The 8,030-nt window shown below is 67.2% G+C and carries 6 protein-coding genes and 1 pseudogene; 4 read left to right on the top strand and 3 right to left on the bottom strand.

What is annotated here, in order from left to right; all coding sequences use genetic code 11:
* The first annotated feature begins 129 nt into the window (after positions 1–129).
* The 3 genes from ACFU8Q_RS36370 to ACFU8Q_RS36360 are packed head-to-tail and all read left to right on the top strand — an operon-like array spanning position 130 to position 4,238.
* Entirely contained in the window at positions 130–1,209 is a 1,080-nt protein-coding gene (locus tag ACFU8Q_RS36370; RefSeq protein ID WP_384462874.1) for a polyprenyl synthetase family protein, read from the top strand.
* A gap of 47 nt (positions 1,210–1,256) precedes the next feature.
* Positions 1,257–2,816: a prenyltransferase/squalene oxidase repeat-containing protein gene (locus ACFU8Q_RS36365; RefSeq protein WP_384462871.1), complete on the top strand. Its 1,560-nt coding sequence runs from the start codon at positions 1,257–1,259 to the stop codon at positions 2,814–2,816.
* A gap of 57 nt (positions 2,817–2,873) precedes the next feature.
* Entirely contained in the window at positions 2,874–4,238 is a 1,365-nt protein-coding gene (locus ACFU8Q_RS36360) for a cytochrome P450 (RefSeq protein ID WP_384462869.1), read from the top strand.
* Between the two features lie 273 nt (positions 4,239–4,511).
* On the opposite strand, the gene ACFU8Q_RS36355 is transcribed toward ACFU8Q_RS36360, so the two are convergent.
* Together ACFU8Q_RS36355 and ACFU8Q_RS36350 are read right to left on the bottom strand one after the other, a co-directional pair.
* Positions 4,512–5,078: a YcxB family protein gene (locus tag ACFU8Q_RS36355; RefSeq protein ID WP_384462866.1), complete on the bottom strand. Its 567-nt coding sequence runs from the start codon at positions 5,076–5,078 to the stop codon at positions 4,512–4,514.
* 41 nt (positions 5,079–5,119) lie between these two features.
* Positions 5,120–5,605: a hypothetical protein gene (locus ACFU8Q_RS36350; protein WP_384462863.1), complete on the bottom strand. Its 486-nt coding sequence runs from the start codon at positions 5,603–5,605 to the stop codon at positions 5,120–5,122.
* 444 nt (positions 5,606–6,049) lie between these two features.
* On the opposite strand from ACFU8Q_RS36350, the gene ACFU8Q_RS36345 reads away from it, so the two are divergent.
* The gene (locus ACFU8Q_RS36345) at positions 6,050–7,081 is read left to right on the top strand and encodes a hypothetical protein (RefSeq protein WP_384462860.1); all 1,032 of its coding nucleotides are present in this window, start codon (positions 6,050–6,052) and stop codon (positions 7,079–7,081) included.
* 194 nt (positions 7,082–7,275) lie between these two features.
* Here the strand turns inward: ACFU8Q_RS36345 and ACFU8Q_RS36340 are convergent.
* Positions 7,276–7,731 (bottom strand): annotated as a pseudogene (locus ACFU8Q_RS36340) (DUF2716 domain-containing protein); the annotation flags it as partial.
* Positions 7,732–8,030 lie beyond the last annotated feature (299 nt).

Here is an 8,030-nt window from a genome sequence, read left to right as displayed (position 1 = left end):
GGTGGTGGCGCCGTTAACCCGGCCGGCCCCCCCGCGACAGCCCCGGAGGAGAGGCGTGTCCGTGGCCCCGTCCTCTGCAAAAAACGGAACCGCGACAACGGTTCTCGAACGAAAGAGGATCAACCGCCGGTGACTCAAACCCTTCCCACGGCACTGCCCGACCTCTCTTCCCTGCAACAGAAGGTGAGCGCGGCTCTGACCGGATTCCTGGACACCAAGGAAAGCGCTGCGCCAGGAACCGAGCTGCTCTACCTGACCACCGCCCTGCGCGGACTCTTGACCGGCGGAAAACGGCTGCGGTCCCTGCTGTGCCTGTACGGATGGCAAGCCGCCGGAGCGACAGGCGACATGACCGCCGCCGTTCGCGCTGCCGCCAGCCTCGAACTTTTCCAGGTGTTCGCCCTGGTGCACGACGACGTGATGGATGACAGCGACGTCCGCCGCGGCCGGCCCTCCGCCCACCGTGCACTGGCCACCGCGTATACCGACAGCGGCGGCCCCGGCAGCAGGGCCCGGGCGCACGGTCTGGGCGCCGCCGTCCTCCTGGGAGACCTGGCCCTGGTGTGGTCCGATGAACTCCTGCGCACAGCGGACCTCGGCCCGGGGCGGCTGGCACAGGTACTGCCCCTGGTGGCCGAAATGCGCAGCGAGGTCATGTACGGCCAGCTCCTGGACCTGCAGACCACCGGCCGCCTTGCCGGCGACGTGGATACGGCACTGCACGTCATTCGATACAAGACGGCTAAATACACCATAGAACGGCCCCTGCACATAGGGGCGGCAGTGGCCGGAGCGACCCCGCCCGTCCTCGATGCCTGCACCGCCTTCGGCATACCGCTGGGAGAAGCGTTTCAGCTGCGGGACGACCTGCTCGGGGTCTTCGGTGATCCCGCCAAGACAGGCAAACCGGTACTGGACGACCTGCGCGAGGGCAAGGCCACCGTCCTGATGGCGCTCGCCCTCCAGCGAGCCTCCACGGCCGAACTGAAAACACTGCGCGAGCTCGTCGGCCGAAGCGACCTCAACGAGGAACACGCCGCGGCGGTCCGCACGATCCTGAACTCCACCGGCGCCCGGCAGACCGTGGAGGAAATGATCACCCAACGGCGGGCGGCCGCCCTCGCCGCCCTGGACAACGCCCCCTTCCCGGGAAGTGCCACAGCCTCCCTGCGCCGGCTCGCCCTGGACGCAACGGCCAGGCAGGCATGAGGCATCGCCACACACCGCAGTCACCACCCCGAGGAGGAAGTCACCCCATGAGCATCAGCACACCCATCAACACGTCCTACGCCGAACGAGCCACCAGCCTGGTGGCCAGGGCCGACAAGGACAGCTGGGGAAGCGTGTGTCCCTCCCTGTACGAGACGGCCCGCGTCCTGTCGGCAGCGCCGTGGCTGCCCGGGGAACCACGGCGGATCACGTACCTGCTTCAGCAGCAGGCCCCCGACGGCAGTTGGGGGGAGGGACCGCTGCCCTACCGGCTCCTGCCGACACTCAGCGCGGTGGAGGCCGCACTGGCGGTCCTGCGCAGGGGCAGCACGCCGCCAGAGGTCACCGGCCGGCTCACGGCCGCGGCAACCAGGGGCCTGGACGCGCTGCGCGCGCTGCCACCCATATGCCCGTGGCCGGACACGGCCGCAGCGGAAATACTCGTACCCGGCCTGGTAGCCGACATCAACGAGAAGCTGGACTCCCCGGCCACCGGCGAGGACACACCAGGTATCAGTGGCCCCCGGCTGCCGGTACCGGGCGGCTTCCACGCCTCGGCACCCGCTTCGGTGGCCAGGCGGTACGGGCCGGCGGGCAGCCTGCCCGTCAAGTTCCACCACACGTTCGAAGGCATAGCCGGCCACATCCCGCCCTCTCTCGTCCCTGACACCGAAGGCCTGCTGGGCAGCTCGCCGGCCGCCACCGCGGCACGGGCAACGCGGTCACCCGCCACCACCGCTCAGGCCATCACCGACCTCACCGCAGTCGCGCAGCGCTACGACGGACTCTTCCCCGAGGCCGCGCCCCTGCACGTCGTGGAACGGCTATGGCTCGCCGCCGCACTGGGCCGCACCCACCTGCCCACCGCCGCTCTTGCCACCATCCGCGGGTGGGCGAAGGAAATCTACGACCCCCAAGGCGTGCGCGGTGCGCCCGGCCTCATGACCGACGCCGACGACACCGCCATGGCGGTGCTGGCTTCCTCCCTCACCGGCCTGCCCCACGACCCGGCACCGCTGGACCTGTTCCACAACGGCAGCCACTACGACTGCTACATCGGCGAGGACACCGGATCGGTCACCGCGAACGCCCACGCCCTCCAGGCCCTCATGAGCCACCTGCAACACCACCCGACAGCACAGGACACATACGGCCCCCGAGCGGCGAAGCTGTGCGACTGGCTGATCGGCCGGCAGCAGCCCGAGGGACACTGGACCGACAAATGGCATGCCTCCCCCTACTACGCCACCGGGCGGTGCGTCACCGCGCTCGCCCAGCACGGCGGCCACCACGCCTCCAGGGCCCTTGAGAACGCCGCCGCATGGACCACGGACACGCAGCACACCGACGGCTCCTGGGGCATATGGGGCAGCACCGTCGAAGAGACCGCATACGCCGTCAAAATCCTGCTGAGCGCCGCCACCCCCACACCACAGCCACAGCACACCCGGGCCCTGGACCTCGCCGAGACATACCTGCGCACCGCCTCCCACCCCACCCACCAGCACCCCGCCCTGTGGCACGACAAAACCCTGTACGCGCCCACCGCAGTGATCGAAGCGGAAGTACTCACCGCGCGCGAGATGCTGCGCACCCGCCACAGCTGAGCCAGCACCATCACACCCAGCAACCGCACACACCACAAGCGAAAAAAGGACAGGCACATGACCGCCGACCCACGTACCGCACCGATCGCCCCCGGGCGGATACCGCTCATCGGGCACGTCGTACCCCTGCTCACCAACCGCCTGGCCTACGTCCAACGCCTGCGCACCTACGGGCCCATCGTGCAACTCGTCATCGGCCCGAAGAAGACCATCACAGTCATCAACTCCTTCGAACTCCTCCAGGAAATGCTCACCCGCAAGTCCGACCACTTCAACAAAGGACTCCTCTTCGACAAACTCAAGATCTTCGGCGGAGACCCCCTGCCCGTCGCAGAAGGCAAACCCCACCTGCAGCGCCGCCGCCTGATGCAACCCGCCCTGCATCGCGAACACATCAAGAACTACATCGAAACCATGCGGGCCACAGCACAACCCGCCATCTCGGCCTGGCACAACCAGGAAACCCTCCACGTATGCAACGAGATGCAACTCATGGCCCAGGGCATCGTCATGGCGGCACTCTTCTCCTCGAACCCCGAACGCGGACCGGCACAAACCATCCTCAACAGCGTCGACACCGTCTTCAAAGCCGCCCTCATGCACGCCATGGTGCCCATCTCCGCACTGGAACGACTCCCCACCCGCGGCAACCGCCAAGCCCGGGCCGCCAACGCCGTCCTGCACAAAACCATCGCCGGCATCATCGCCGACCACCGGGCCGCCCCCGACACCTACAACGACCTCGTCTCACTCCTCATGACCACCCAGGACACCACCGGCAAAAACCTCACCGACGAAGAAATCACAGCAGAGATCACCGCCCTGCTCGCCGCCGGCTCCGAGACCACCGCAGTCACCCTCGCATGGCTCTTCCACGAAATCGCCCAAAACCCCGACCTCGAACACCGCCTCCACGAAGAAGTCGACACCGTACTCGCCGGCAACGAACTCACCGCCGAACACATCCCCCAACTCACCCTCACCCGCAGACTCATCGACGAAACCCTGCGCCTACACAACCCCGCCTGGATCCTGACCCGCCGCACCACCTCACCCGTCCAGCTCGGACAGTACAACCTGCCCACCGGAACAGACGTGATGTGGAGCCCCTACGCCATGCACAGAGACCCCCACCTCTACCCCGACCCACTACGATTCGACCCCGACCGCTGGCTACCCGAACGCCCCCAACCACCCAGAGGAGCATTCATCCCATTCGGAGTCGGCAAACGCATGTGCATCGGCGACCAATTCTCCCTCATGGAAGCCATCGTCATCACCACACTCATCGCATCACACTGGCGACTGAAACCACTACCCGGCACAACCATCCGACCCATACCAGAAATCACCGTGCACCCCTCAACCCTCAACATGACCACCGAACCCAGAAAACACACCACCACAAAGGCCACAACATGAACAACTCCCCCACCACCCACCCCCCCATGCCCAACCTCCAAAACACCTTCCCCGACCCCTTCCCCACCAACCCCCACGCCAACACCACCGAACAACACACCACCCACTGGCCTTCACCGACCCCGAGCACCTCATCCGCGCGCATCGACACGGCCTTCGCCAGATCCAATACCGCAGCGACGTCATCGACGGCTGCCTCGCCGAGACCAGACTCAGGCTGACGACACCACGGCTACAAGCTCAGTAGTCGGCGCTGGGCGCCTTTCACGTTCGTCACACGCGAGTGGTGTGCTGGTCCAGGATGGCCCGCAGTCGGTCGACGTCTCCGGCCTCATGCACACCCCGCTTGGGCAGAACACTGAGCCACATGATGTTGGGGTCCCGGCTGAGCAGGACGAAGTGGCCGGCCTTCTCCCGATAGCCCTGGAAGACGGACCACTTCTGGACCAACGTGCTGTGGTCGCTGCGGCAGGTGATCCCGGCCGGAGACACGGTGACGCGGTACTCGCCCTGCCATCCGGTGATCCGCTGCACGTTCGCGGCCTGTAGCCGCGGGTACCCCCACACCACCAGGACGACGAACAAGACCAGAACGGTCGAGACCACATCGGTACTCCCGCGGCCCACGGCGGAGAGCAGCCACTGCCCTATCCACAGTGCGAGGAACACGCCCTTCAGCAGCAGCCCGGTCCGCTTGATCCGCTCGCGGACCCGCAGGCCGACCAGTGTGTCGGCCTTCTGAGGCATATACACCAGCTGGACCGCATTCTGTTCGTCCACGACATCGGCGGAGGTTGCCGCGCCGTTGTCGGTGTCTTCGGCGCTGCGGCCCTCGGCCATGATTCCTCCCCGGTACGACGACCTGCGGATCCTACCGAACGTCAGTGCTGGGGCGGACGGCCGCCGTGACGGGGCAGGTGGCGGTCGAGTATGCCGCGCCGCCGGTCGGTGTCGTCCCTGCCCATGGCGCGCTTCGGCAGATAGTGCACGACGAGCAGGTACGGCGCGGGCGTCACCAGGACGAATCCGGCGGTGGTCTCCACGTACCCGCCGAGGCTTTGCCAGCCCCGGCGCGTCTCCATGTGCGTGCCCGCGAAGCGCACAGCGCCGTCGGAGTCGGCGACGGTCACGGTCCAGGGCCCCAGCGGGGTGCCCATCCTGGCATGCCGCGCCGCCAGGACGCCCGTCCTGGCAACGAGGCCGAACAGGCTGATGAGGAACGCGATTCCCGCGGCCAGGACGCTGTCGGCGAGCAGCCACACCGCCACTGCGAAGAGCACCGGCGCGAGCAGCCCTTGCAGCCGGCCCTTGATCCCCCGTATCCGCCCGCGTGCGTGGAACGCGTCGGACCAATCCGGCTGCCCCACCTCATATCTCAGCTCGACAACGGCACCTGCCACTGTGCCCGGCCCCTCTGTCACGCCCCCTCCCGATGCTGCTCGGTGACGAGCCGTGATCGTAGCGGGCAGGCGACCCTCGGCCCAGTTCGAGGACCGCCTGGCTCTGATCGCGAGACCGGGTTCTGGCACAGCTTCTGTGATGCCACTCCGCCTCTACTCGTGCTCGCGCCGGGGCAACCCGCTGACCTGCAGTTTCCGCGCGCCTTCCGAGCCAACGTAGCGATCGACAGGCCGTAATCACAGAAGTTGTGCCAGAACCCGGGACCGGACAGCAGTTGTGCACCGGTTTGGGAGGCACTGACGCCTGCATGAGAATCGAAATGTTCATGGGTTCCGACAGCGCTGGTGTCGAGGGGGATGTCTTCGCGGGCGCTGAATCACGGCGGCTGGCAGCTGTTTAAGGTCACGTGCATGTCGAGGACCACACCGCCGCGCCCGCTCGATGTCGAGGCGCTCTTCCCGGAGCTGGCGACCTACCGGGGCACCACCACCCGGCTCCATCCACGCCCGGGCCGACCGGACGCGGCGGCCAGTTCCGTGGGCGGCCCGCTGCTGTGGCCGACGGACGAACCCTGGCCGGTGTGCACCGAGCCTCACAGCCATGCGCGTGGCCGACGCCCGACGGACATCCACCGGCGGCGACAGATCCTGGCTTCCGCATGGCTCCGCGAATCGAACCCCGGCCCCACAGACGAGGAACGACAGCTGCTGGAGGAACTGGACCAGAAACATCGCATTCAAGAGGCTGCTGCGACCGATCCGCTGCCGCTGATCGGCCTTGCGCAGCTGTACCGGAGGGACGTCCCCGATCTGCTGGCGGGGCCGGACGACTGCGATCTGCTCCAGGTGTTCTGGTGCCCCTTCGACGCGCACGGCCCGAGCGGCTACGGCATGCTGCTCGACCTGCGCTGGCGCCGGTCGTGGGAGGTCACCGAGGTACAGATTTCACCGCCACAGCCGCAGGTTGTCGGGTTCGAGGGGTACATACCCGAGCCGTGCGTGCTGCATCCGGAGCAGGTGGCAACCTACCCGTTCGCCGGCCTGCTTGCGGAGGACTTGTGCGCCCGGATAGATGCCTGGGAAGAGGCCCTGGAGGAGGAGGCCGAGCAATCGGCGGACGAAGATGCCGCAGCGCCGGTGGGCTACCAGTACGACCTGTCCATCCCACCAGGCTGGCGCGTCGGCGGTTTCGCCTCCTGGCACGCCACCGACCCGTCCCCCATGAAATGCCTGACCTGCGCGACACCAATGCACCTACTGCTGACCATCGACAGCTCGGAATGGGACGGCGGCAGCGGCAGTTGGAAGCCGCTAGAAGAACAGGACTTGCCCACACACCTGAACGCCACGCCAACCAAGGTCACCGTGGGCCGCTGGGGCGAACTAAACATCTTCGCCTGCCCCAAGGAACCCCACCACCCGCACCGCTGGAGCATCCAGTAGTTCACTCGGCCATGACCACCGCGCGTGCTTGGGGGGTCCGCTCCCCTGGGCTGACCCTGCCGTATAGCTCTGGCGTCGTCGAAGGTCACGTCTGCCGCGTGAAACTGCTGAAAAGGAGCATGTACGGACGCGCAACATTCGCTCTGCTGCGGGCACGTATTCTCGCGAGACCCTGAGCCCGGCTCGGCCCAGGCTCAGTCCAGGCCTACCGCCTCGCCTGACCTGCGGATCGGCGGACCAAGAACCTTGTCGACTTCCGTGACCGCGACGTCGAGGAGCTCCTCACCGAACAGGCAAAGGGACCCTTCCCAAGGGTGGCCAAAACTGCCGAAGCGGAAGTCCTCCGCAAGGAAGATGAAGTAGTCACCATCGGGATACGGGCTCAGCGGCCAAGCCGGTTGCCCAGGGCCGCCGACCTCCTGCGGTTCGAAGCGATACGACGTGTGCTGCCAGTCGAGAGCGAGCAGAGTGCCCGACGGGCCAACGCAGGAAGACAGCCCCTGCTCGACCACCGCGACCAGACGGTCGAGACGGTCATCATCCGGATCGTCGTCAAGCGCAGCAAGGCCCCAGGTCACCGACGCGACGGGCTCCTCGATGGCCGGCCACTTGGACGGACTTCTACTCGGCTGGAAGCTGAAGTCCTCGTAGAAACGGTCCCATCTCCCGCACCGGCCGCCCCAGCTCGGATGCGGCCGACGCGAGCCCGGCCGTGGTCAGGTTCCACAAGTCCCGCCACACTGGCCGGCCGTTGGCCCCCGGGCTGGAGGTACGGCCGACCGACTCCGCCAGCCCCGGCATGCCGCAGGTCCTTGCACGCATTGCGGACCGTCTGCGTATCGGCCGTGCCCGGCAGCACCAGCTGACGCAGCTGCTCCGCCGTCGCGATCCTCACCACCCCGAGCGCGAGAAGCACCAGGCCTCGCGCCCGGGCCGTTGAGTTGTACGG

It is taken from the genome of Streptomyces sp. NPDC057543, from assembly GCF_042801895.1.
In the GTDB taxonomy this organism is placed as follows: Bacteria; Actinomycetota; Actinomycetes; order Streptomycetales; family Streptomycetaceae; genus Streptomyces.
This window is presented reverse-complemented; position numbering and strand designations above follow the sequence as displayed.

Coding starts and splice junctions, on each gene's coding strand:
- ACFU8Q_RS36345 (WP_384462860.1), top strand. CDS start 6,050: ATGTCGAGGACCACACCGCCGCGCCCGCTCGATGTCGAGGCGCTCTTC.
- ACFU8Q_RS36355 (WP_384462866.1), bottom strand. CDS start 5,078: ATGGCCGAGGGCCGCAGCGCCGAAGACACCGACAACGGCGCGGCAACC.
- ACFU8Q_RS36365 (WP_384462871.1), top strand. CDS start 1,257: ATGAGCATCAGCACACCCATCAACACGTCCTACGCCGAACGAGCCACC.
- ACFU8Q_RS36360 (WP_384462869.1), top strand. CDS start 2,874: ATGACCGCCGACCCACGTACCGCACCGATCGCCCCCGGGCGGATACCG.